At 60.7% G+C, this 25,776-nt stretch carries 18 protein-coding genes, 1 tRNA gene and 1 other RNA gene; 10 read left to right on the top strand and 10 right to left on the bottom strand.

Annotated elements, in window-relative coordinates:
- Positions 1-446 precede the first annotated feature (446 nt).
- The 4 genes from AAAX73_RS07495 (at position 447) to AAAX73_RS07510 (ending at position 5,164) form a co-directional block, all read left to right on the top strand.
- Entirely contained in the window at positions 447-1,523 is a 1,077-nt protein-coding gene (locus tag AAAX73_RS07495) for a hypothetical protein (protein ID WP_349125542.1), read from the top strand.
- Positions 1,523-2,566, top strand: a complete 1,044-nt coding sequence (locus AAAX73_RS07500) for a hypothetical protein (protein ID WP_349125543.1) — start codon at positions 1,523-1,525, stop codon at positions 2,564-2,566. The genes AAAX73_RS07495 and AAAX73_RS07500 overlap by 1 nt, the downstream gene beginning before the upstream one ends.
- Before the next feature lie 45 nt (positions 2,567-2,611).
- On the top strand, positions 2,612-4,789 hold the full coding sequence (locus AAAX73_RS07505; protein WP_349125544.1) for a MurT ligase domain-containing protein: 2,178 nt from the start codon (positions 2,612-2,614) through the stop codon (positions 4,787-4,789).
- 298 nt (positions 4,790-5,087) lie between these two features.
- Positions 5,088-5,164 (top strand) — tRNA-Glu (locus AAAX73_RS07510).
- A gap of 278 nt (positions 5,165-5,442) precedes the next feature.
- Here AAAX73_RS07510 and AAAX73_RS07515 read toward each other — a convergent pair.
- Both AAAX73_RS07515 and AAAX73_RS07520 read right to left on the bottom strand, forming a co-directional pair.
- Positions 5,443-6,204: a 4Fe-4S binding protein gene (locus AAAX73_RS07515; protein ID WP_349125545.1), complete on the bottom strand. Its 762-nt coding sequence runs from the start codon at positions 6,202-6,204 to the stop codon at positions 5,443-5,445.
- Between the two features lie 183 nt (positions 6,205-6,387).
- Positions 6,388-8,475 carry a glutamine synthetase III gene (locus tag AAAX73_RS07520; RefSeq protein WP_118205277.1) on the bottom strand — a complete coding sequence of 696 codons (2,088 nt, stop codon included), beginning with the start codon at positions 8,473-8,475 and terminating at the stop codon, positions 6,388-6,390.
- A gap of 426 nt (positions 8,476-8,901) precedes the next feature.
- Between AAAX73_RS07520 and AAAX73_RS07525 the strand changes: the two genes are divergently transcribed.
- The 6 genes from AAAX73_RS07525 to AAAX73_RS07550 all read left to right on the top strand — a co-directional run bounded on the left by AAAX73_RS07525 (position 8,902) and on the right by AAAX73_RS07550 (position 16,271).
- Positions 8,902-9,774, top strand: a complete 873-nt coding sequence (locus AAAX73_RS07525) for a methylenetetrahydrofolate reductase (protein WP_349125546.1) — start codon at positions 8,902-8,904, stop codon at positions 9,772-9,774.
- A complete protein-coding gene (locus AAAX73_RS07530; RefSeq protein ID WP_349125547.1) occupies positions 9,774-10,562 on the top strand; it encodes a hypothetical protein in 789 nt (262 codons plus the stop codon). The genes AAAX73_RS07525 and AAAX73_RS07530 overlap by 1 nt, the downstream gene beginning before the upstream one ends.
- A gap of 9 nt (positions 10,563-10,571) precedes the next feature.
- Positions 10,572-13,127: a homocysteine S-methyltransferase family protein gene (locus AAAX73_RS07535; RefSeq protein ID WP_349125548.1), complete on the top strand. Its 2,556-nt coding sequence runs from the start codon at positions 10,572-10,574 to the stop codon at positions 13,125-13,127.
- Between the two features lie 108 nt (positions 13,128-13,235).
- Complete coding sequence (locus AAAX73_RS07540) at positions 13,236-14,600, top strand: PFL family protein (RefSeq protein ID WP_250786845.1); 1,365 nt, start codon at positions 13,236-13,238, stop codon at positions 14,598-14,600.
- A gap of 382 nt (positions 14,601-14,982) precedes the next feature.
- Complete coding sequence (locus AAAX73_RS07545; RefSeq protein ID WP_349125551.1) at positions 14,983-15,813, top strand: methyltransferase domain-containing protein; 831 nt, start codon at positions 14,983-14,985, stop codon at positions 15,811-15,813.
- A 158-nt stretch (positions 15,814-15,971) separates the two neighbouring features.
- Positions 15,972-16,271, top strand: coding sequence for a YhbY family RNA-binding protein (locus AAAX73_RS07550; RefSeq protein ID WP_117839974.1), 300 nt, complete (start codon positions 15,972-15,974; stop codon positions 16,269-16,271).
- Positions 16,272-16,329: 58 nt separating this feature from the next.
- Here the strand turns inward: AAAX73_RS07550 and AAAX73_RS07555 are convergent, their stop codons facing one another.
- The 8 genes from AAAX73_RS07555 to ssrA form a co-directional block, all read right to left on the bottom strand.
- Positions 16,330-19,326, bottom strand: a complete 2,997-nt coding sequence (locus AAAX73_RS07555; protein ID WP_349125549.1) for a BTAD domain-containing putative transcriptional regulator — start codon at positions 19,324-19,326, stop codon at positions 16,330-16,332.
- A gap of 450 nt (positions 19,327-19,776) precedes the next feature.
- Complete coding sequence (gene nagB / locus AAAX73_RS07560) at positions 19,777-20,505, bottom strand: glucosamine-6-phosphate deaminase (RefSeq protein ID WP_349116551.1); 729 nt, start codon at positions 20,503-20,505, stop codon at positions 19,777-19,779.
- Positions 20,506-20,777: 272 nt separating this feature from the next.
- Complete coding sequence (locus tag AAAX73_RS07565; protein WP_117839977.1) at positions 20,778-21,275, bottom strand: PTS glucose transporter subunit IIA; 498 nt, start codon at positions 21,273-21,275, stop codon at positions 20,778-20,780.
- A gap of 71 nt (positions 21,276-21,346) precedes the next feature.
- Entirely contained in the window at positions 21,347-22,684 is a 1,338-nt protein-coding gene (gene glmM / locus AAAX73_RS07570; protein WP_349125550.1) for a phosphoglucosamine mutase, read from the bottom strand.
- 123 nt (positions 22,685-22,807) lie between these two features.
- Entirely contained in the window at positions 22,808-23,203 is a 396-nt protein-coding gene (gene rpsI / locus AAAX73_RS07575) for a 30S ribosomal protein S9 (protein ID WP_022094634.1), read from the bottom strand.
- A gap of 2 nt (positions 23,204-23,205) precedes the next feature.
- On the bottom strand, positions 23,206-23,649 hold the full coding sequence (gene rplM / locus AAAX73_RS07580; protein ID WP_022094635.1) for a 50S ribosomal protein L13: 444 nt from the start codon (positions 23,647-23,649) through the stop codon (positions 23,206-23,208).
- Between the two features lie 157 nt (positions 23,650-23,806).
- On the bottom strand, positions 23,807-24,685 hold the full coding sequence (locus AAAX73_RS07585) for a patatin family protein (protein ID WP_118080924.1): 879 nt from the start codon (positions 24,683-24,685) through the stop codon (positions 23,807-23,809).
- Positions 24,686-25,124: 439 nt separating this feature from the next.
- Positions 25,125-25,488, bottom strand: a transfer-messenger RNA (tmRNA) gene (ssrA, locus tag AAAX73_RS07590).
- Positions 25,489-25,776: the final 288 nt, after the last annotated feature.

Consider the following 25,776-nt stretch of genomic DNA (forward strand, 5'->3'; position numbering starts at 1 on the left):
ATTGGCTCCGTTAGGACCGTTTTGCGCGTTGCCGGCGATGACAATGCGCGATGTCTAAACGTCTCAACGCTCAGACAAACACTATTCTACCGTTCTGGTTGGTCAGTTATTCACCTAAAGCCGACAATGATGAAACGTTTTTTCTATCCCTGAAGACCCTTGTGGGGCATTCATACTCCCAAGCTGGGCAAACGTTTTATCAAGGTTGACCACATATCCCGGGCAGGACTGTGGCCCTCCAAAATGTGCCCCGTTCGCCGCCAAAAATCGACCGTTTGCGGCATCGTGATACCACTCAGTCGTCCAAGGTGCCGACATTTGTGCGACATCCGTCTTCGTGGTGCAAAGGTGCATGTCCAAGTGCGGCACCCCCGGTGTGCCACATGCGGGTAAACTAGAACCTTATATAGAGACATTTGAACCCTAACCGCAGCAAAGGAGGCCCCATGGCATTCGATCCCCTTCAAGAGGATTGCCATCGCCTCGTTCTTGAGGCCTTGCGCCGCGACAATATCCCGCTCACCGACGGTGCCGCCGTAGAGCGTCTGATGGAACAATTCACCCGCAACCCCGCGCCGCTCATCGTGCACGACCGCGACCGCGCCGGGCACCTCATTGCCAAGGTGGTCGAGGCTGTCGACTACCGCATTCCCTTTATCCCTGACGATATCCAGGCAGAGCAAGAAGAGGCCGCTGCCGAGAACATGCTTCGCGAGGCGGCCGAGCTCGATCCCGCCAACTGGGACGCTCAGCGCATGCTGACCGCCCTCACCGCCAACTCCAACGAGGAGTACGTACAGTACTTGGTATCCAAGCGCGATGAAGTCGAGCATGATCTGGCGCTCAAGATCGCCTCGGCGCAGGACCCCTACGAGCGCGAGGCCGCAGGCGACCTTATGCGCCGCCCCTACCTGCGCTGGCTTGCTGCCCTTGCGTCGCGCGCCCTCATTAGCGGCCGCTATCGCATGTCGCTCGAAGCCGCAAACCGCAGCCTCGACTTTGCCCCTAACGATCCGGCCGGCGTCCGCCACACCGCGATGCTCGCCATGGCGAAGCTCGAATACCCCGCCGAGGAGCTCAAGCGCTTTCGCTCTGCCCACTCCGTCCCCTATCTCGCCAACACGCCGCTGCGCCGTCGTCCCAAGGACGCGGAGCGCGACTTGGACCCATGGACGCTCATCGCGCTGATGAGCGCAGCCTGGCGCGAGCTGGACTACGAGGACGCCGAGCACTACTTGCGCATCCTTGCACGCTCGTGCCCGCACGCAGCCGAGGCACTCTACTTCCAAACCGAGTTTCCCGATGGCGTCTATGCCCGCGTCAACGTGGGCGTGGGCTCCACCGACGAGCTTGTCCTTGCGCTGTCCGAGGCGACGCCGGTACTGCAGGAGGGCTTGGGCGCCCCCGACAACGCCAGCTTTGCCGCCTGGGTCGCCACCAACGATATCGTGCGCTCCCAGATCGATGAGCACATCCTGCGGGCGGCCGAGCAGGGCTTGCCGTTTAAGGGAGGGGACCTCTAATGGATCCGAGCGTCTACATCCCCGCCTACCTGGAGCGCGCCTACGTTGCGTCGCACCCCGAGCTCACCGATGCAGCACGCGAGCTTGTCCATAACGACGTGAGCGTCAACCCTCATAAGTATGCGCAGACCGAGCATGCCCAGGCGCTGCTGTCCTATGCCGGAGTTCATCGCCACCTGCTCGACGAGCTCCATCGCATCGAGGACATGGGCAGTGACGAGGAGTTTGAGCAGACGCGCAACCGCCTGTTCGACGATATGCGCGATGAGTTGCTCAAGATCGTCCGCGTCGATGCGTATGTCCTCGATGCCCAGCTGCTCGCCATCATCCTGGCGGACACGCCCGTCGATGCCTGCCTGGGCGACCTGATGAAACTCGAGGCGACCACGGCCGATTACCTGCGGCAAAGCGTGCCCGGGTTCGACATGGAGGCCCCACACTACTGGGCCAACAAGGTTTTGACGGACGGCGTGACGGCGGCCGATCTCACCGTAAGCGAGCCGGCTCTTATCGGGTGGCTCCACACGCTCGAGGCCATCTCGCAGCTGTGCATGGCGAGTGCCCGCTACCGCGCTGCCGCCAACTATGCCCGACGCGCCCTTAAGGCAGAAGGCTATCCCACCCGTGCCGCCGGCACCGTACTGCTTGCCCTCGCACGCCTGGAAGACCAGGACGACTTTTTTGCCTTGGCCCACCAGCTCGAGGAGCAGATGGGGGCCGATGCCCTCGAGAACTCTCCCTGGTACCTGCTCGCCCGTACGATTCTGCTGTTCAAAACAAACAAGATGCGTCCGGCGACACGCGCCCTGCGCGAGTTTGCCAACCGCTGCGAGGGTGGCGCGTTCTTTTTGCTGAACCCCATGTATCAGACGCCATACCTTCCCTGCCGGCCCGAGCCACACGATCCCTGGGACCTTTCGCACCAAGCAGTTTGGGAAGCCGACGGCATCATCTCGGACACTCCCGACTTTGCCCCCTGGGCCAATGCCTGCGAAGACGTGTCGCAGCTTGCCCAGGAATTTGCGCGCCGCTACGGATTTTAGTGATGCACTCAACCCGACCATGTCGTTTACGTTAGGAACGGTTTCATGAACCTCCGCTCATCTCTCGCCTGCACCTCGAGCGATATCGCCCGCTGGGGGCTGCGCTCCGTCCTTAAGCGCCAGGGCGGCGTACTCCCCGGCCGCATCGCCATGAAGATCAACCCCAAGCTGCTGAGCGACCTCGCGGGCCTTGTCGACCGCAGCGTGGTGATCACCGGCACCAACGGTAAGACCACCACTTCGAACCTGATCGCCGACGCCGTTGCCGCCAGCGGCGCCACCGTGGTATGCAACCGCGCCGGCAACAACATGGAGCCGGGCGTGGTGGGCGCACTGCTCGAGGCGCGCAGCGGCCTCAAGCGTGCCGGCAGCGGCAAGCGCGTAGGCGTCTTTGAGTGCGACGAACTCTACACCGTGCGCGTCCTGCCCAAGCTCAAGCCGACGTACTTCGTGCTGCTCAACCTGTTCCGTGACCAGCTAGATCGCTATGGCGAGATCGATCACACCCAAGAGGTCATCGCCCACGCGCTGGAGCTTTCGCCGGCAACGACACTCATCTACAACGCCGATGACCCGCTGTGCGCCTCGATTGCCGCGCGCGTTCCCAACGCGAGTATTGCCTTTGGCATCGATGGCGCCACCGACACCGAGTCTGACCGCATCAGCGACTCGCGTTTTTGCTCGCAGTGCAACGCCCCGTTGGAGTACGACTACGTACAGTATGGTCAACTCGGCGCCTACCATTGCCCCTCGTGCGGTTGGGCACGCCCCGCACTGGTCCGCCGCGTAACGAATGTGGAGCTCAGTCGCGATGGCTATGGTTTTGACCTGGTGTTTGGATCTGATTCCAACGCACCAGCCGCGCACATCGCCACGCGCTACAACGGCCTGTACATGGTCTACAACGTTGCCGCCGCATTCTTTGCCGCACATGAGTTAGGCGTGGATACGGCGCACCTGCAGCCCACGCTCGATGCCTACGTGCCCGCCGGCGGACGCATGGGCCGCTGGGAGATCGCCGGCCGTACCGTCGAGGCAAACCTGGCCAAGAATCCCGTGGGCTTCGATCGCCAGATCCAGTCTATTAAAACGGCAGGCGGCAGGCTCTGCGCTTTCTTCCTGAACGACAACAGTGCCGACGGCCACGATGTCTCCTGGATCTACGACGTCGACTTCGAGCGCATCGCCGATACCCCAGGGCTTGTCGCCTTTGCCGGCGGCACGCGTGCACACGATATGCAGGTACGTCTCAAGTACGCCGGCATCAATGCCGCAATTATCTCGGACGTCGCGCAGGCAATTGGCACCGTGGCAGACGAGGCTGCCGGCAACACTTTCTACGCTGTCGCTAACTACACGGCCTTCCCGCCGCTGGTCAAGGAGCTCGACGAGCTTAAGGGCGCCACCGCCGACGTTGTTGCCGGACGCGCCGTGGCCCGCGCCGATGGCAACGCCATCCCTTCCGCCGTCGCGCCGGTCGAGCTTTCGCGCCCGTTGCGCATCGTCTACCTGTATCCCGATGCGCTCAACCTCTATGGCGACGGCGGCAACGTTATCGCGCTCGAACGCCGCTGCGCCTGGCGCGGCATTCCCGTGCGCGTGGACGAGGTCCACATGGGCGAGGTGCTCGACCTGACCGACGCCGATATCGTCATGATGGGCGGCGGCTCCGATCGCGACCAGTTGGCTGTGGCACACGAGCTGCTCGCTCAAAAAGACAAGGTCGCGGCCTATGTTGAGGATGGCGGCACACTGCTTGCCATCTGTGGCAGCTATCAGCTGCTCGGCCGTTCGTACTACATGGGCGACGATCGCATTGAGGGTCTGGGCGTCATTGCCGCCGAGACTGTGCGCGGCTCCGACCGCCTGATCGGCAACGTCGCCGTCAAAACCGACCTGGCACCCGAGCCCTTTGTGGGATTCGAGAACCACGGCGGGCGCACGCTTTTGGACGCCGATGCCACGCCGCTCGGAACGTCTGTCGTCACGGGCACCGGTAACAACGGCGACGATGGCTTTGAGGGTCTCATCTACAAGGGCGTCATCGGCACGTACCTACACGGACCGGCACTGCCCAAGAACCCCGAGCTCGCCGACTGGCTCATCGTCCACGCCCTCGAGCGCCGTGGCGACGCGCAGGCCAACGCTCTGCTGCCGCTCAAACCCCTCGACGACACCTACGAGCACGCCGCCCACGACGCCGCGATGAAGCTCCTCCCCTAACGCCCGCCACCACAAAGGGGACAGGCACCTTTGTGGTGGTTTTGAACCGTCCCAGCAGTTTGTCTCGATCTGTAACATCTAGACCGTTGAAAGTCGTCTTACTGTTACAGATTGAGATGTTCGTCCCGACGCCCGCCGTTTGTCTCGATCTGTAACACATAGAGCCGATTTGCCCGCCCAGATGTTACAGGTTGAGGTGTTTGAAGATCGGGATAGAGAGTCGGCTCCTGTGTGGTGGTTTTCCAGTTTACCAACGATATACGCGCCGGCAAAAAAGTCTGCTATACTCTTTCCCGCTGTCCCCATCGTCTAGCGGCCAAGGACGCCACCCTTTCAAGGTGGATATCGCGGGTTCGAATCCCGCTGGGGGCACCACAGAATCTGAGAAGCCCGTTACCAATTCGGTGGCGGGCTTTTTGCTACCCATACGCCGGGATTCGAACCCGACAGGGTGCGGAGCTGAGGAAACGCGGAGCGTTTTCCAGCACAGCACGCAAGGAGCGGAGCGACGCAGCGGAAGCGGGCGGCGCCAGCCGCACGCGGACATCCCGCTGGGGGCACCAACTCAAAAATGTACGAACCCGCCGGATGTAAGGTCCGACGGGTTCGTTCTTTTTGCCGTTATAAGACGAAAAGTACTCAACGCCCTTGCGCTAGATAAACAGCTCGCATTCTTTTCGCTCAGAGCAGGCTTTGCTCAACATCTTGGTAGCCGCAGAGAGCATGACGGGATTTACCGTGCGAGCGCCCCACGGACATACGGCAATGCAGCGCATGCAGGAAATGCAGGCCTTTTTGTCCACCCGCTTGGGATCGTCTTTATCGATAGCGCCAACGGGACACGCTGCGACGCAAGCCCCGCAGGCGGTGCACTCCTTTGTGGCCCTAGGCACCATGCCGGTACCCCCGGCCTTCTTATAGGGACGATTACCCGGAATAGCCGGCTCAGAAGCATCTCCTGCAGACATCTTTTGCTGAATCTGATCCGCAAACCCAGCGAGCTGCGCCGCGTCCTGTGCATCAGGCCGACCGGCTGCAAACTGGCGAACAATAGAATGCTCGGCGATGGCAGAAACCGCCGCGATCACCCGAAAGCCCGCATCTTTCGCCGCATCCTCAAGCTCGACCAGCGTGTCCTCATACGCGCGGTTTCCGTAAACACAAACCAGAACCGCCTGCGCACCGTTTCCCCGCATCATACCCAAGCGCTCCGCAGCCACAGCCGGGACTCGCCCGCCATACGAGGGTACCGCGATCACGGCTACATCCTCTTTTGTCATCGCAACCGTGCGAAAACCAAGCCCGCTATCGGTCAGATCTACAGCAACGGTTTCCCCTTCCAACGCATTGGCAATGTAGCCAGACGCCTTTTCCGTTCCGCCGGTCGGGCTAAACACGATATCGAATACCTTCATCGGATAATCCTCCCCTTTATGAACAAACGGCCGAAACGTCCGCGTGCCAAAACAGGTTACAACTTTTAAGATGTCCCGCGCGAAACGCTCGCTCGGCTGCAAGTTCAAAGCAGGTCAAAGCGGCAAAAAAGAAGGGGCCTCACACAGGCGAGACCCCTTCACACGCAAAATCAAACGTGTCTGTTACACATAGAACAGAATGTCGTCGTAGGTCGGGACCGGCCAGTAGTCAGCGGCCACAATCTCCTCCATAGCATCCACGGCGGCGCGCAACGTATCCATAGCGGGAACGACCTCATGTGCATACACGTTGGCCTGCTCCTGGCCATCGAGAGCCTCGGCCTTCTGATGCACGGCGTCGAGCGCCTTGATGGAGTCGTTGATGGTGGTGATGCCGTTGCAGAGCTTGTTGAGCGTGTTCTGCTCGCACTGCATGGCGGCCTCCGCACCAGCGGCACGAATAGTCTCAAGGCCCTTAGCGACCTTGGTGGCATAGGCGGTAATGACCGGGCGATAGGTACGACGCGCCTCGCGAACCATCGTGGTGGCCTCGATGTTCATGAGCTTGTTGTACTTCTCGAGCTTACAGTCGTAGCGGCACTGGGCCTCGGCCTTGGTCAGGACACCCGTCTCCTCAAAGAGCGCAATGGCCTTATCGGAAACAAAGGCGGGCAGGGCGTCAGCCGTGGTCTTGTTGTTGGCAAGACCGCGCTTCTCGGCCTCAACGGGCCACTCGTCAGAGTAGCCATCACCGGAGAACAGGATGCGCTGGTGGTCGGTCAGGACCTTCTTGCAGTACTCGAGCGCGGCGTCCTGGAACTCATCCTCGGGCGTACCCTCAAGCGCGTCGGCGAAGGACTTGAGCGACTTGGCCACGGCGGCATCGAGCACCAGGTTGGAGTCGGAAACGTTCTGCTCGGAACCGCAGGCACGGAACTCGAACTTGTTGCCGGTGAAGGCAAACGGGGAGGTGCGGTTGCGGTCGGTGTTGTCCTGCATCAGCTTGGGCAGGGTATCGGCGCCCAGGTCGAGCACGCCGCGCGTGGCATGGACGGAAGCCTTGCCATCGATGATCTTCTCGACGACCTCGGTAAGCTGGTCGCCCAGGAAGATGGACATAATCGCCGGAGGAGCCTCGTTGGCGCCCAGACGATGGTCGTTGCCGGCAGAGGCAACGGAGGCACGCAGGAGCTCCTGATAGTTATCGACGGCCTCGATCACCGCGGTGAGGAAGACGATGAACTGCAGGTTGTCGAGCGGGGTGTCGCCCGGATCGAGCAGATTCTCGGACTCGGTGCCAAGCGACCAGTTGTTGTGCTTGCCCGAACCGTTGATGCCCTCGAAGGGCTTCTCGTGCAGCAGGCAGACCAAGTCGTGGCGGGAGGCGATGAGCTTCATCTTCTCCATCATGACCAGATTCTGGTCGATGGCCTCGTTGACCTCGCCATAGACCGGTGCGAGCTCATGCTGGCAGGGAGCAACCTCGTTGTGCTTGGTCTTGGCGGGAATGCCAAGCGCCCACAGCTCATCGTCCAGGTCCTTCATATAGGCCGAGACGGTGGGGCGGATAGCGCCAAAGTAGTGCTCCTCGAGCTCCTGGCCCTTGCAGGGAGCAGCACCAAAGAGGGTGCGGCCGGTGATGACCAGGTCCTTGCGCTTGCGATAGGCGTCCTTCTTGATCAGGAAGTACTCCTGCTCGTCGCCCACGGAAGGAACGACCTTCTTGGGGGTCTTGCCAAACAGCGCCAAAACGCGCTTAGACTCACGCGAGAGCGCGGTCATGGAACGCAGCAGCGGGGTCTTCTTGTCCAGGGCCTCGCCCGTGTAGGAGCAGAAAGCCGTGGGGATGCACAGGACATCGTCCTTGATAAAGGCGGGGCTAGTGGGATCCCAAGCGGTGTAGCCACGGGCCTCGAAGGTAGCGCGCAGGCCGCCGTTGGGGAAGCTGGAGGCGTCCGGCTCGCCCTGGATGAGGTTCTTGCCCGTAAACTTGGTAATGGCGGTGCCGTCGTGGTTGGGCTCCAGGAAGCTATCGTGCTTCTCGGAAGTAATGCCCGAAAGCGGCTGGAACCAGTGCGCGTAGTGCGTCGCACCCTTGGAGATGGCCCAGACCTTCATGGCATGAGCAACGGCGTTGGCCACGTCCAGGTCGAGCGGCTCACCGCCCTCGAGGGTTGCAGCAAGGCGCTTCCAAATGTCCTTGGGGAGGTAATCCTTCATGACTTCCTCAGAGAACACCATGGTCCCGAAGCGGTCAGTAAGTTCGGCCATACGGAACTCCCTTCGTATCGGCACCGCGTGAGAAGCGGTGTTGATTACTAACGAACGAGTCATAGCTTAGACTCGCCGTGTTTCCGCGACATTACCGTTATGTTGCTGTCGCGAAACCAATCAATGAGGTTACCCTATCGAGGCGGCGTTGCCACCCTCAACAGCCAATCAACTGCATAAATTGCAGACCTCTCCCCATGGTTTAAGGGTAGTCAATTTGGGACGGGGCTTTATTAACTGGTATTTCGTATCAGATACCATTCGATATAGCCCCATCCTACATTGACCGCACTGTTATAGGAAATGCCGATAGCGAAGCATTTTCGATTGGTATCCCCAAATAGCGAGTGAAACTCCATCGTGGCACAGTGGTGCTGTAGAATCCTTACAACACATCGCACTATTACGTATCTAAAGGAGAACGATATGCGCGTCGACGAGCTTTTTAAGCAGGCAGCATCCCAGGGCACCGTACCCGTTTCGTTTGAGATGTTCCCACCCAAGGGCGAGCTGACCCTCGACACGGCTCGCAAAGTGGCAGGCAATCTGTGCAAGCTTTCGCCGAGCTTTGTCTCGGTCACCTGCTCAGCCGGCGGCTCGGGTAACGGTGCCACCACCGCCCCCATCGCGCATATGATTTCGAGCGAATTCGATACGCCCTCGGTAGCGCACCTCACCTGCGTGGGCCGCACCCACGCCGACATCGCCGCCAAGATCGACGAGTATCGCACCGCCGGCGTTGAAAACATCCTGGCCCTGCGCGGTGATCTTCCCGCTGGCGCGACCGAGGACGACAAGCCCGCCTCGGACTACGCCTACGCCCGCGACCTTATCCCCGAGCTCGTCGACGCCGGCTTTTGCGTGGGTGCCGCAGCCTACCCCGAGGGCCACATTGCCTGCGAGGATCTCAACCTCTCGGTCGAGCACCTCAAGCAAAAACAGGACGCCGGCGCGAGCTTCTTTGTGACGCAGCTCTTTTTTGATAACGAGTGCTTTTACCGTTTTCGCGAGCTTGCCGACAAGGCCGGCATCACCGTGCCCATTACCGCGGGCATCATGCCGTTTATGGGCAAGTCGCAGATCAGCCGCATGGTCTTTATGTGCGGTGCGTCGCTGCCCTCCCCCGTCATCAAGATTCTCGCCAAGTACGAGAACGACCCCGAGAGCCTGCAGGCGGCCGGTGTAGATTATGCTGCTCGTCAGCTTTGCGACCTTAAGGAGCACGGTGCCGACGGTCTGCACCTGTACACTATGAACCGTCCTGCAATCGCCGCGACCATTATGGAGCGCCTGGGGTAATGGAAAAACCGCACGCCGATATAACCGTTGTTGAAGTGCCGGCCGACCTTGCGTCGCCGGCGCTTTATCGTATCGACGCTGCCCACCACCCTCGTGTCGACCGTGCCGAGATGCTGCGCTACCTGGGCTACGGCGGCCAGCAGATTGAGCCAGAGCTGTCGCAGCGTATTGAGCTTGTCGTTGAGCGTCTGGAGCTGGACATTGAGCCCCGCGGCGTGCGCCGCACATTTGCCATCGATGCCACGGGAGTCGATGAACAGGGCGATCCTTGCATTCGCTTGGTCGGCACCAACGTTGAGCTGCGCGGTCGCGATATCTATCGCCACCTCAAAGACGCCCGCTTTGCCGCACTCATGGCATGCACCCTCGGCATGGACGCCGAGCGTCGTCTGCGCACCACGGGAGCCCAGCAGCCCCTGGAGGGAGCCGTGCTCGACGCCGCATGCTCTGCCTATGTAGAAGCCGCCGTCGAGCAGATGGACCAGCAGGTCAAGGCTGCGGCCGCCGCACACGGACTCGCCGGTAACTGGCGCTTCAGTCCCGGCTACGGCGACTGCCCGCTTACGGCCCAGCGCTCAATCGTTGCTGCGCTCAACGCTACGCGGCTCATCGGGCTTACCGTCACGCCTACCAGCCTGCTCATGCCCACAAAGAGCGTGACCGCGGTGATCGGTCTGTTTGACGGCGAGGTCCACGACGCCCAGAGCCGCCCCACCTGCAATATCTGCCGCATGCGCGAGCACTGTCGCTTCCGCGCCGCCCACACCACCTGCTATTCCAGCCATTAGGAGCCCTCGATGTTTACTCCGCTTATCACTCATGATCTGGACGGCGCCGCGCTGGCGGCGCCCGTTGATGCCGCACGCCGCAATGGCGCTGTATACAAGACGCGCACAATCGACGACCTTCGCATTAAGGACGATCGCCTGCGCGCCGCCATCGAGGGCACGGGGCACCTGCTGTTCGACGGCGGCATGGGCACCATGCTGCAGGCGGCCGGCATGAAAGCCGGCGCCCTGCCCGAGCTGCTCAACTTTGAGGAGCCTCAGGTCATTACCGACATTCAGCGCCAATACGTCGAGGCTGGCTGCGACGTGATCACCGCCAACACCTTTGGTGCCAACGCCCACAAGCTCGACGGCGCCGCCACCGTGGCAGATGTCTTTGCCGCCGCTGTCGCCTGCGCCCGCGCGGCCGGTGCCCACTACGTCGCCGGCGATATCGGCCCCATCGGCGCGCTACTTCGCCCCTTGGGCACCCTGAGCTTCGACGAGGCCTATGACCTCTTTGCCGAGGAAGTGCGCGCCGGCATCGATGCGGGCGTGGACCTCTTTATTATCGAGACCATGACTGACCTTGCCGAGATCAAGGCGGCGGTCCTCGCCTGCCGCGAGAACTCCGACCTGCCCGTCTTTGCCACCATGACCTTTGAGGAAGACGGCCGCACCTTCCTGGGAACGAGCCCCGAGGTCGCCGCCATCACCCTCGACGCCATCGGCGCCGACGTCCTGGGCATCAACTGCAGCCAGGGCCCGGCCGAGCTCCGAGGACTCGCCGCGCGTATGCTCACCGTCACCGACAAGCCCGTTATGGTGCAGGCCAATGCGGGACTGCCCCGCGTGGACGATGACGGCAATACCGTCTTTGACATCCAGGCACCCGAATACGCCGAGGCCGTCGCCGGCATGATTGAGGACGGCGTGAGCGTCGTGGGTGGCTGCTGTGGCACCACGCCCACGCACATGGCGGCACTTCGCACCCTCATCGACAATCACACGCCCAGCCCGCGTCACCGCAAGCCCAGTATGTCGGTCACGAGCGCCCAGACGGTCGTGGACCTCCCCTGCGACGGCCACAAGATCGCCGTCATCGGCGAGCGCATCAATCCCACCGGCAAAAAGCGCCTGCAACAGGCCCTGCGCGACGGCGACCTAGACTACGTCGTGAGCCAGGGCATCAGCCAGCAGGAACAGGGCGCCGACATCCTGGACGTCAACGTAGGCCTGCCCGAGATCGACGAGGTCAAGATCATCCAGCAGGCGACCGAGCAGCTCCAGGGCTCCACGCTGCTGCCGCTGCAGATCGACTCCACCGACCCCGCAGCCGTCGAGGCAGCCGTGCGCCGCTACGCCGGCAAGCCCATCATCAACTCGGTCAATGGCAAACGGCAAATCATGGACGAGATCTTTCCCCTAGTCGCCCACTACGGCACCAACGTTGTCGGCCTCACGCTCGACGAAGACGGCATCCCCGATACCGCCGAGGCTCGCTTCGCCATCGCCGAGCGCATCGTGGCAGAGGCTGCCCGTTACGGCATCGGACCGAACCGCATCCTCATCGACTGCCTGGTCATGACCGCCTCGACCAACCAGCGCCAGGCCGAGCAGATCCTGCGCGCCATGTCCCTGTGCAAGGAGCGTCTGGGCGTCAAATGCGCACTCGGCGTGTCGAACATCAGCTTTGGTCTGCCCGCCCGCCCGCTGCTGGGCTCGGTCTTTTTGGCTGCCGCCTTCGGCGCGGGCCTGGACGCCCCCATCATGAACCCAGGTTCCAAGCGCTTTATGGATACCGTCTACAGCTATCGCGTCTTGAGCGTTGAGGACGAGGGCTCGACCGGATACATCGAGCGCTACGCCGGCTGGACCGATCCGTACAAGATCGCCGCTAACCCGGCAGCAGCTCAAGCAGTATCGAGCGATGCCGCACCTGCCGCAAGCACCACCGCAAGCGCCGATGACGATCCCATCCGCCACATGGTCGTCTCGGGCCGCAAAGGCGAGATCGCAGCCGAGACCGAGCGTCTTCTGGCAGATCACGACGCCATGGACCTCATCAACAACCACTTTATCCCCGCCCTCGACGAGGTTGGCGTCCTCTTTGACCAGGGAAAGTTCTTCTTGCCGCAGCTCATGGCCTCGGCCGAGGCCGCGCGCGTGGGCTTTGACACCATTAAGCGGCTGATGCCCGCCGGCGAGATTGCCGATAAGGGCAAGATCTGCGTGGCCACCGTCAAGGGCGACATCCACGACATCGGTAAGAACATCGTCAAGATGCTGCTCGATAACTACGGCTACACCGTCTTTGATCTGGGTCGCGACGTCGACCCGCAGGAGGTGCTCAAGACCGTCAAGGAACGCGACATTAAGCTCGTCGGCCTCTCGGCGCTTATGACCACCACGGTCGTCGCCATGGAGGAGACCATCAAGCTGCTTCATGCCGAGGTGCCGGGCGTCAAGATCATCGTGGGCGGCGCCGTGCTCACCCCCGAATACGCCAAGCAGATCGGCGCGGACTACTACGCCAAGGACGCCGCCGAAAGTGCTCGTATCGCCGAAGAGGTCTTTGGGCAGTAACACAACGGAAACAACCGAGCACCAAAACGTGCCGCATGCGCCACTTGGCACGTGCGGCACGTTAGAATAGATAAGACTATGCTCGTTTTGGCAGATAGGAGCGCAAGGATGGCGATTACGCCCGCAGAAATCGCGGAAACCCGCGGCATGGTTGAGGAGCAGAACCTCGACATCAGGACCATCACCATGGGTGTTTCGCTCATGGGTTGCGGTGACGAGAACCTCGACCGCATGTGCACGAAGATCTACGACCACGTGACGCACACGGCTGAGCACTTGGTCGAGACCGCCGAGAACCTCGAGCGCGAGTACGGTATCCCCATCGTCAACAAGCGCGTTTCCGTCACCCCGGTGGCGCAGATTGCCGCTTGCTGCAAGGATGAGAACCTCACCCCTATCGCGCATGCCCTCGACCGCGCGGCCGAGACGCTCGGCATCGATTACCTGGGCGGCTTCTCCGCGCTCGTCCAGAAGGGCATCGGCGACGCCGACCGCCGTGTCATCCAGTCCATCCCCCAGGCGCTCGCCGCCACCAGCCGCGTCTGCTCCAGCGTCAACGTCGCTAGCCTGCGCGCCGGCATCAACATGGATGCCGTGCTCATGGCGGCTCAGACCATCATCGATGCCGCCAAGCTTACGGCAGACGAGGATTCCGTTGGCGCCTCCAAGTTTGTCTGCTTTGCCAACATGGTCGAGGACTCCCCGTTTATGGCGGGTGCCGTCCACGGCGGTGGCGAGGCCGACGCCGTCATCAACGTAGGCGTCTCGGGTCCCGGTGTTATGGCTGCAGCCCTGGAGACGCTGCCCGATTCCGCATCGATGATGGAGGTCGCCGAGAAGATCAAGCAGACCGCCTTTAAGATCACCCGTGCCGGCGAGCTCATGAGCCGCGAGGCCGCCCGTCGCCTGGGTGTCGAGAAGGGCATTGTCGACCTGTCGCTGGCTCCCACGCCCGCCATCGGCGACTCCGTCGCGCGTATCCTCGAGATCATCGGCGTGGGCACCTGCGGTGGCCCGGGCACGACCTGCGCACTCGCCATGCTCAACGATGCCGTCAAGAAGGGCGGCGTCATGGCCAGCTCCAGCGTGGGTGGCCTCTCGGGCGCCTTTATCCCCGTGTCCGAGGACGCCGGCATGATTGCCGCCGTCGAGGCCGGCGCGCTTTCGCTCGAGAAGCTCGAGGCCATGACCTGCGTGTGCTCCGTCGGCCTGGACATGATCGCCATCCCCGGCGACACCCCGGTCGAGACCATCGCCGGCATCATCGCCGACGAGATGGCCATCGGCGTCATCAACAATAAGACCACGGCCGTGCGCGTGATTCCCGCTATCGGCAAGGGCGTGGGCGACTGCGTTGAGTACGGCGGTCTGTTCGGCCGTGCGCCCATCATGCCGGTGAACCCCAACGCCGGCACCGTGCTTGCCCACCGTGGTGGACGCTTCCCGGCACCGCTGAACTCGCTGAAGAACTAGCTGAGGGGTTCGGGCGAGGAGCCCCGCCGCCGGGCGGCAGACATATAAGGTCGCCTGCTCGGACAGTCCTGACTCGCACGGAGAGCACATTTAGTGCTCTCCGGCTCGTGCGGAACTCGCGATCGACCTTATATGTCTGCCGCCCGGCGGCGGGGCTCCCGCACAACGGGACCTCGGTTGGGTTCTGTCCCGTTTGGCAGTCGCTTCGCTTCTGCCCGCCTTGGCTGTGAGGGCGGTTTGGCGTTGGAACGGTTCTTTCTGATATATGCTGGTTGCGGCTCTTCTTTTGGGAGGAGTCGCTTTTTTGTTGTGAGGGGGATGGCCCGTGGCTGATGATTTGATTCGTTCCGAGCTGCTTTCTGCTGATTGGAATGGCGAATGGATGCGTCTGCAAGCTGATCGGCGACGGGCTGATGATCCTTTTGAGTGGGATAAGCGGGCTCGGCATTTTCGGCCATTGGAGACTGCCCCGTATGCTCGGGATTTTATAAAGCTGTTGGCGCTTGAGCCTGGTGAGTCGGTGCTCGATATGGGGTGTGGGGCTGGGTCGATTGCTATTCCGCTTGCTCAGGCTGGGCATCCCGTGATTGCTGCCGACTTCTCTCCTGCCATGTTGGGCACCCTTGATGCCGGCATTGAGTATTACGGGCTCGAGGATCTTATTTCGCCGCTTGAGCTTGCCTGGGATGACGATTGGAATCTGGTTGGACCGGTTGCCAAGGCTGTTGATGTTGCCTTTGCGAGTCGCTCTGTCACCACGACCAACCTAAAAGACGCACTTGCCAAGCTTGACCGTACGGCTCGTCGGCGTTGTGCTGTCACGATGGTCACCAACTCCAGCCCGCGCTATGACCTGCACGTGATGAACGCCATCGGCGCCTCGGTTACCTGCAGTAATGGCTTTGTGTATGCCTTTAACATTCTCATTCAGATGGGTGCTCTGCCGCAGGTTACGTACTTTGAATCGCCTCGGCGCGACACCTTCGATAGTCTTGAGGCGGGCGTGGCGGACTTTTCTCGCATGCTCGAGCATGGCAACGAAGATAAGATTGACCGCCTGCGCGACTATATCGCCCACCACATGATCGAGAACCCCCATGTCGGCGAGCCGGGATCCAAGGGCGTACCGCAAGGACGCTACATGCTCGACCACATCCGCAAGGTCCGTTGGGCGTTTATTGCATGGGAGCCGGTCTCCGCGCTCCGCCCCTAGCCCATCTAAACCTTGCATCGTCTTCCCGCGCGGCATCCGCATTCTTTTTGAACTGGCCAAACGCACTCCACACCGCGCCGTTCCTGCGCTATCGTGGGACAGCTCACGTAGATTAAGGCCCCATTGCGGGGCGCCCCATACATAGAAAGCGAGAACCCATGGCACTGACAGGAGCCCAGGTCAAGCAGCTTCGCAGCATGGCCCATCACCTCAACCCCGCCATCATCATCGGTAAGTCCGATGTCAACGAGGGCACCGTCGAGCAGACGGTCGCCTACCTGGAGAAGCACGAGCTCGTTAAGTGCTCCGTGCTGGACGGCTCCAGCCTTTCTGCCCGTGAGGCCGCCGAGGAGCTCGCCGAGCGCTGCCACGCCGACGTCGTACAGGTTATCGGCCGCAAGTTCTCGCTGTATCGCGAGTCCTCGCGCAAGGATATCGAGAAGATCAAGCTCGTCTAAACCGACTGGTCATACCGAGCAAGCCTGCGGGCGTCCGAGTGATTCGGGCGCCCGCTTTTTATCGCTCGACAAGCACGCGCTTGAGTCTGCCTTCGACCAAGCGCTCATACAGACGCCTTGTCTCGGGCTCGGGCACTCCCTGTACCTGCTCTCGCAGGTGGTGCATGTGGCCGCTGTATAACTCGACAACATCGCGGCGTCGTCCCGCCGCGCCGTAAACGCGCATGGCGCAGCGAACCATGTCCTCGCGCGAAGTCTCTTGGCGAAGCCCCGATTCCACGAGCCAAATTGCCGATTGCAGGTCATTCTCCTCGAGAGCGGCATTCGCCCCCCTAATCATGCAGTCGATGTACTTGGATTGCATAATGTGGCGCATGCGCGTAAAGAACGTGGGATTGCAACCGGTGGGAACATACAGCGGGCCCGTGTAAAGCTGCTCAACCTTAAGACATAGCTCAACCAGGTGAGGCCCTCTCGCACCCATGCGATTTCCCAAGATCTCGCGGCTCAGCTGTTCAAAGAGCCTAACATCGGTCTTAACGTAGTCGCCGTTGAGTCCAATGCACTCGTTTTGGATGAGCACGCACGACTTGCCATCCGGCGTTGGACCCAAAGCCGAGCGCAAGCGCGATACCGTCGAATACAGATTGTTGCGCGCGGCGCTAAACTCGGCATGGGGCCACAACTCCATGGCGATTGTCTCGCGGTCGACCATGGCATCCATGCCCAACGCGAGCCGCTCGGCAAGTGTTGCCGCCTTTTTGCGACGCCACATCTTATCCGTGATGGGAAAGCCGTCGCGCTCGGCGCGAAATGTGCCAAACATGCGCATCTCAATATGGCCGATCGTATCGACAGCCTCAACCTCGCCCGCCTGGAACAGGTGCTCGCTTTCGCCCTCAAAATCATCGCGTAGTGAATACCGCGACAGCTCACGCACCGGAAGCTTCTTGCGAATCCTGACGGCAGGCTCGCCCAGACAGTGCATCGCAAGACGCGCAAATAGCCGATACGATGGGTCTAAAATCCCCGAGCGATTCATAGACATCCAGGCGGCAAGATCGCTATCGCGGCCCGCAGCGGCCAGGTGCAGCGCCACGATCCAGGCTTCTGAGCCACCGACCTGCGTCTTGCTAATGTCGAGCAGCTCCGCCTCTTCGCGAACCGATACCAGCGACGTATTGCGCAGGTACGCCACGCGCTCCAGCAGCAACGCGTTTTCGCGCATGTACGCAATCGATTCGTCGGCGAGCTTGAGCACCTGAACCGCGCGGAACTTCGCGTTGACCGGCCGCCCCTCCGCCAGCGATTGCCAACCCTCCAGCAATAACCCAAACAGCTGAATTTGATTGTCACGAACACGCACCGCAAAGCGGTCGAGCTCGCCAAACGCCACATCGTCGGTCACGGGCAAGCCCGCGAGCAGGCGCCGCGCCGCGAGCACCATACGCAGCCAAATGGATGGTGCCTTAAGCCCGCGGATATCGAGTGCCTCGAGTATCTGCGCCATCTTGTCATCGCGCTCGTCGGGTTTAGCAAACGAGCCGTCGAACAGCTCCACCAGCATATGGTCGGCCTGTATGAGAATCCCCGCGATGTCGAGCTCGCAATCATAAGCTTTGCACGCCTTGAGCTTCGCGAGAACATTGCCGTCTTCCGCTCGCTCGGTTAGGTGGCGCTTGACCTCGATATGCGCGGACAGCATATCGAGCACCTCGCAGGATGTCTGTTCTTGCACAACAGGGTTGGCGGGAAGCCCCAGGTCATTGTCGCCGTAAAAGGCGATAGTAAGCGCCTGGGCTATTTTCCAGGTAGCGGGGTCGACCTCGCGGGCCGCCTGGTCACCCGCACGTTCGATAACGGACGCCATATACCTTGCCAGCTTTGTATTGCACACGCTGACAGCCGCCAGATACACGCCGAGTGCCTCGGCGGCTGTCGGCTCTTGCTCCTGCTTTTCCGCATTGATCATCGCCGATGCTGCACGGCAAATGTCCCCTCCATGCCCGGTCAGGGCAAGATCGGCCCCATACTGCCCGGCAAGCTCCAACACCACACGGCGGTCCAAGAACGCATCGGCCAGGTCCATGGCCAAATCGCATCGGGCCGCCTTTATCAAAATGCGAGCAGCCCGCGATACTAGTTCGGGACGGATCTCGGCAACAAGCTTTCGCAGCCTCAGGCGCGCGTTGTCCTTAGCGCCCAAACACCTAAAGGTGCGATCAGACGGATCCACGCCAAAAATCGGATAATCGCGCACAAAGATGGACTGGTCGACCATCGAAAGCCTCACGCCGCACGCCTCTAGCTCCGCAATGCGGCCCTCGCCCATCAGTACCATCAAACAGGCAACGGTAAACAACAGGTTGTTCTCGAGCGATGCGAGATCGGCCAGCGCCGCACCGTACACGTTGACGATTTCGTTCTCGAGCAACCCGGCAACATCGCCCTGTCCATACATTCCCGTCTGCAGGGCAGATACCAGCTCGGGTACACCCTGTGTGAGCCGATAGAAATCAAGCGATGTGCTGATTGAGAACGCCGTGGCCCATGACGAATACTCATAGGCGTGCACCTTGAGCATCTGCGCATTGACTTTTACAGAATCGCCCAGCCCGTGGATAAGCAATCGGTTGGAGGGGCGGCAGGCAATAAAGACCCCCGTCCCCGTAGCACGTAAGCTGCGGATTCGATCGATGAGGTCCTCGGTTTCGTGCTGCTCGAGATTGGGCACGTTGTCGATCGCAACGAGCGAATGAGGTTTGTCCTTAAGCTCATCGGCGACAACCTCGAGCTGCATAAAGAGCTCGCGTCCAATCGCGCGGTCGGCCTCGATAATCCGAACCGGCCCTCGCGTGGGGTCCGATTTAACCTCCTGCACGTATTGCAGCAACACCGACGTCTTACCAAACCCGTCGGGCGCGTAGAGCAAAACAATTCCCGCCTTGCGCCCTTTAACGATGAGCTCGTTCATCAAGCGATCGCGCCGCACCATATAGCCGCCGCCCGTCGGCATCAACTCGAGGTCGTCCGTATTGCCCAGATCGTTTACCATGCTTGCTCCTCAACTCGACCATATGGACACCGTAGCTGCAGGACCATATGAGCCGCCCCGTGAATAGCGCGACTTAGAGTTTTTAATTGTCTGCCGGTACGTGTTTGGCAAGTTTTTGTACAGCGAGGCCCGATGGTAACTTATCCCCCGACCAATAGGTCTTTGCGCAGGTCAATGCGCTTGCCAGCATGTCCCATCCCATTTGCAGTGTAGCGCAGTCGGCTATTTTTATTTGAGTTGCGCAACTCGCCTACTCCTCGCTACCGCCTGCGACTCTATGGTGGCAAATGTGCATAGAATCTGCTATAGAATGAATCACAAAAATTTAAAACCCTCCAGTCAAGCACGCGGCAAGGTTTCCGTCATGTATACGCCACGGCGTATGTCCACTAAAAAGGCCCCCGCAAAGCGAGGGCCTTTTGAGAAACTATGTAAGATCGCTTGATCGCGTTACTCGCAGAGCGAAAGAGCGGCCTCGTCAGCAACGACAACGCAGTTGGTGTGCAGCTGCAGGATCGAAGCCGGGCATTTGGGCGTAACCGGACCATAGCACATATCGTGCACGGCCTGAGCCTTGGCCTCGCCGTTGGCGACAACCAGGATCATGCGGGCATACATGATGGTCTGGGTGCCCATGGTGTAAGCCTGACGGGGCACGTCATCGATGCTGTCGAACAGGCGGCTGTTGGCCTGAATGGTGCTCTCGGTGAGGTCGACGCAGTGCGTGCCCTTGGAGAAGTGGTCATCGGGCTCGTTAAAGCCGATGTGACCGTTGTTGCCAATGCCGAGCAGCTGCAGATCCGGGTAACCGGCGGCAGCGACGATCTTGTCGTACTCGGAGCAGGCAGCGGCGGCATCGGGGTTGGAGCCATCGGGCACGTGCGTGTTGTTCAGATCGATATTGATGTGATCGAAGAAGTTCTCGCGCATAAAGTAGTGATAGCTCTGGGGATCGTCGTGCGAAAGACCACGATACTCGTCCAGGTTATAGGTGCTGACCTCGGCAAAGTCAATGTCGCCCTTCTCGTACCAAGCAGCGAGCTGTTTGTAAGCGCCAATCGGGGTGGAGCCGGTGGCAAGACCCAACACGCAATCGGGCTTGAGGATAACCTGAGCCGAGATGATATTAGCGGCCTTGCGGCTCATATCCTCGTAGTCTTTAGCTTTAATGATTTTCATTACGCGTCCTTTCTCGTACAAGAGAGGCAAGGCTCCCCTTACAAGCACTTGCCCGCGGCCCGCGTCGGCCGCAACCAACGTGTGCGGCCACCAGGGCGAGGTCGCGTAATATATGTGTCTCGTGTCTAACCGCGTCGAGGCCCCTGCCCGTCCACGGTGACCCAAAGCTGTTTAGCTTCGGACAATCCCCATCTTGCCACGGAGGGCGCCCTCTTTCAAGGGCGCCCTCCGTAAACGTGATTGAATTGTAGGCTAAAGGCCAAGCGGAGCGACTAGCGCTCGCGAGCAACGATGAGCTGGTCCATCTCCTCGACATGCTCGCCAACGGAGCCCTTGATGCTCGAGAACTCAACAGAGTTGCACACCAAGATGGGAACCGTCACATCGTAACCCTCGGCAGCAATTGCCTCGCGATCGAACTCGATGAGCACGTCGCCCTTATGGACGACATCACCCACCTGTGCATGCACGCTAAAATGCTTGCCCTCAAGCTGGACAGTGTCCAAACCAACATGGATGAGCACGTCTAGACCATCGACCGTGTTGAGCGCAACGGCATGACCCGTGGGAAAAATGGCCTCGACCTTGGCGTCTGCCGGCGCAATCACACGCGTGCCGGTAGGCTGAATCGCCACGCCCTGGCCCAAAAGGCCGGTAGCAAACGTCTGGTCTTTGACCTCGGATAACGGAATGACGTCGCCCGAGATGGGAGCATCCAGCGTAAGGACTCGACCACGCATACCAAAAGACCTCAGGACTTTAGTGAACATGCTCCCCCTCGGACATACCAATCAATCAAAATAACTTTAACAGTTTACCACTTGGCACCCGTTTTTGACCATTAGGGAAGTTCGCGCTTGACAACCTCGACGATGTCGTCAACCACACGCTGGGTCAACTCGTGCGTCTCGGCCTCGGCCATCACACGGACCAGCGGCTCGGTGCCACTCGGACGTACCAGAATGCGGCCGCGGCCGTTGAGCTCCTTCTCGGCGGCAGCGACGGCGTCCCAAATGGGCTGACAATCGTCCAGGCCGGCCTTATTGTCGGAATGTACGTTGACAAGTACCTGCGGGTACTTCTTCATGATGCCGGCAAGGTCGGCGAGGGTGCGGCCGGTGCGCTTGAGCACGGCCAGAAGCTGCAGGGCCGTCACCAAGCCGTCGCCGGTGGTGTTGTGCTCCAGGAAGATGATGTGGCCGGACTGCTCGCCGCCGATGACGGCACCGTCCTCGAGCATACGCTCGAGAACATAGCGGTCGCCCACGGCGGTCTGGACCATCTCGAAGCCCTGCTCCTTCATGGCGATGGAGAAGCCTAGGTTGCACATAACGGTCGAGACGATCTCGGAGTTGGCGAGCTTGCCGCGAGCGGCCAGGTCGGAACCGCAGATGGCCAGGATGTAGTCGCCATCGATCTCGTTGCCCTCGCTGTCCACGAACAGCACGCGATCGGCGTCGCCATCGTGAGCCAGGCCGATGTCGGCGTGGGTGCGCAGCACGAGCTCGCGCAGGGGCTCAAGATGAGTGGAGCCGCACTCGACGTTAATGTCGGTGCCGCAGTAATCGGTGTTGATGGCATGGACCGTGGCGCCCAGGCGCTGCAGTGCGGCGGGCGTGGTCTGGCAAGAAGCGCCGTGGCCGCAGTCGACGGCAACAACCAGGCCGTCGAGCTTAAGGCCGTCGAGCGTGCTGATGGCATGATCGACATATGCCTTGCGGGCGTCCTTCATCTTGATGATGTGACCCACGCCGGCGCCGGTCGGCAACGTGTCGGCAGCCATGGCCTCCTCGGACATGACCCAGGCGCTGATCTCTTCCTCAACCGCGTCGGGAAGCTTCATGCCCTTGCGGCTAAAGAACTTGATGCCGTTGAACTCCGGCGGATTGTGCGAAGCAGAGATGACGATGCCGCCGTCGAGCTCGTTCTGGACGGTGAGCAGCGCCACGGCAGGCGTGGGGATGACGCCGCAGCAGTGCGGACGGCCGCCCTCGGCCATGATGCCGGCGGTCAGAGCGCTCTCGAGCATGGTGCCCGAAAGACGCGTGTCGCGGCCGACGCAGATATCCGGACCAAGAAACTTGGTCGCCGCGCGGCCCAGGCGAAACGCAAGGTCGCACGAGAGGTCGGCATTGGCGACGCCACGGACGCCGTCGGTACCGAAGATGTTCTGGGGCATAGGATCGCTCCTTCCCTAGCAGGCGATATGCAACCGCCCACGCTAGTCGAAAAAGAAAAGCGGGACCCGCCGAGGAATCGGCAGGCCCCGCTTGTACATTGTATCTCGAAAGGAGATAAAACCTTAGCGCTTGGAGAACTGGGGAGCGCGGCGAGCCTTCTTGAGGCCGTACTTCTTGCGCTCGACCACGCGAGCATCGCGCGTAAGGAAACCGGCCTTCTTGAGGTCAGCACGGTAGTCGCCAGCGTTCAGAAGAGCGCGAGCGATGCCCAGGCGCAGAGCGCCGGACTGACCGGAGATGCCGCCGCCATCGCACAGAGCGATAACGTCGAACTGACCGGCGGTGTCGGTCACCTTGAAGGGAGCAAGGGCGTTCTCAACGAGCTGATGACGGCCGAAATACTGCTCGGCGTCACGCTTGTTGATGGTCACCTTGCCGGTGCCGGGGACGAGACGGACGCGGGCGACGGCGTTCTTACGACGGCCGGTACCCTGGTAGACAACGGTGTTCTCAGCCATCTTTAAGCCTCCAGCTCAATCTTCGTGGGGTTCTGGGCAGCGTGCGGATGCTCGGCACCAGCGTAGACCTTAAGCTTGGTCATCTGGGCACGGCCGAGGGTGGTCTTGGGCAGCATGCCGCGAACGGCGCGCTCGATGACCTTCTCCGGGTGCTTCTCCATAGCCTGGCGGAAGCTCTCAGCCTTGAGGCCGCCGTTGTAGCCGCTGTGGCGATAATAGGTCTTCGTGTCGGCCTTGTTACCGGTAAGCTGGACCTTATCGGCGTTGATGACGACAACGAAGTCGCCGCAGTCGCTGTTGGGCGTGAACTGGGGCTTGTTCTTACCGCGCAGAATCATTGCGATCTGGGTGGCAAGACGGCCCAGGACAGCACCATCGGCGTCGACGAGAACCCAGTTGCGCTGGACCTCGCCCTGCTTGGCGTAGTGAGTCGATTTCGAAATCACTTAGACTCCTCCATGTACAGTACGTGTTGTTACAGAGATTCACGGGGCTCTGCAAGTAACCCGTCCATATTACCCCGCTCGCCGCCCGAGTCAACAGGTATTTTGGTTCTGACCAGACTTTCTGCACATGTCGTCCATGGGTCATGACGTCGCGACACTAGCGCTCGACAAATGCCTCGATATCTCCCAGCAAGCGCTTTGCCTCCTGGCGGCCCTGAATATACAGGTCGAGGAGCTTTGCTGGATCGTGCTCAACGTGACCGACCTCGACCGGCTTTTGCGGAGCAACGACCAGTGCGCGGCCCTCGCGCTCATACTTCCACAGATGCATACGCTGGATGTTATAGCGGTCGTGGCGCGTCTCGATAGCCTCGAGCAGGTAGGGGTAGTCGGCATAGCGGGCGCGCGCGGCGGGCATAAACTCGTAGGGCTTTTTCTCGTACGAGCGGTCCTGCGTGACAATGACAACCGCGCGATCGAAGCCCGCCTCCTCCAGCACGTGCTCGATGGGAACCGAATCGGCTACGCCACCGTCGACGTATTTGTGTCCGTCAATCTCGACCGGCGGCGTCACCAGCGGCAGCGACGTCGAGGCGCGCACGGCATCGAGGTCGAGCACGGCGCTTTTGACCGGCAGGTACGCGGCAGTTCCAAAGAGCATGTCCGTCGCGACGGCGTACATCTCGATGGGGCTCGCATCAAACGTCACGTTGTCAAAGGGATCCAGGCGGTCCTGGACATCGTTGAAGATAAAGTCGTAGCCCACAATAGAACCCGTGGACGCAAACGATGCGGCACCCATGAAGCGGTTGTCGTTGCAGAAAGCCAGGTTGATGCGGTTGGCACGGCCGATCTGGTGCGACTTGTAGTTCACGCCGTTGAGGGCACCGGCCGATACGCCATATACCGCCGGAATCTCGACGCCAGCCTCCATGAGGACGTCGAGCACGCCTGCGGTAAACTGCCCGCGAAAACTACCGCCCTCCAGGACGAGCGCGACCTTGCCGGCGTTCTTTGCTTTATCTTCTGCAGTCATGTTGACCTCCTGCTGTTTCGTTTTGGCTTTCTTCTACCCAGTTTTGGGATAGAGAGCGCATTGGTTTTGGAGTTGCGGAGGACGGGGCGGTCGGCGGGAAAGCGCGTCCCACCCTGCGTTGCTGCGGCGTTTTCTTTACGCTCGCGCCCTGCGCAGAGTTCGATTCTCCGCGGTACGGGGGATCCGTTGATGCGGGGTTTGGCCAGCTGAAATTCAATAAACATCGCATCCGTTTTGAATCGAGGCTTTGCGCGGAGAATCCGCGTATTTGCTTCGCAAATCCGCACCGGCTTCGGCCGCCTGTCGGCGTCCTCGCCCGCTCGCTACAAACGCTTCGCGTTTGCTTAACGCTCGCGCCCTGCATAGAGTTCGATTCTCCGCGGTATCTGTAAGTAATAAAAAAGCAGGTAGGTGCGTTTACCTACCTGCTTGTAACTATTGGTGGAGGCGCGGAGAATCGAACTCCGGTCCACGAAAGCCCCCTGATTGGCATCTCCAAGCTCAGTCGCTGGTTTTGTCTCGGACGCTTTGCGCGCAGCGACACGCTCGCGGCGTCCTAACCGGTTCGGTCTTAGCCTGCGCCATACCGATTACGTGCGCAGGAGCATTCCCCTAAAATGACGTCGCGCCGGTGTCGGGGAAATCACCGGGTTGACGCGCCGCTATAAACTAAGCAGCGAGAGCCATAGGCTCAAAAGAAGAGTTGTTGTCAATTCAATTTGACGGTACCCCTGTTTAACGAGGCGAGGAGACCTCGGCTTGCTTCCTCTCTCAGAGCTATCGTGTCGAAACCAGTCGCCCCCGAATGCTGGGAAAGTCTGGATGGCGTCGGGCCTGCAAACACCCGATAACCGTCGACTTTTCAAGGAACACGCGGGTGAGCCCCGCTCGTGGATAGCTATCTTACCACGTTCTAAAGGATGACAGCTGCTCTATGCACGAGCTGTGAAGACCATAATGTGCACCCTTGATTATCGACTTTATCCGAACACCTCCCACATTCATCCGTACATGTACGGATGAATGTGGGAACCCGATACCCTGAGGGCCGGATCGGCCGGCCCCGGGAGATCGGAGGACGGCATGTCCGG

The organism is Collinsella sp. CLA-ER-H9, from assembly GCF_040092295.1.
Taxonomy (GTDB): Bacteria; Actinomycetota; Coriobacteriia; order Coriobacteriales; family Coriobacteriaceae; genus Collinsella.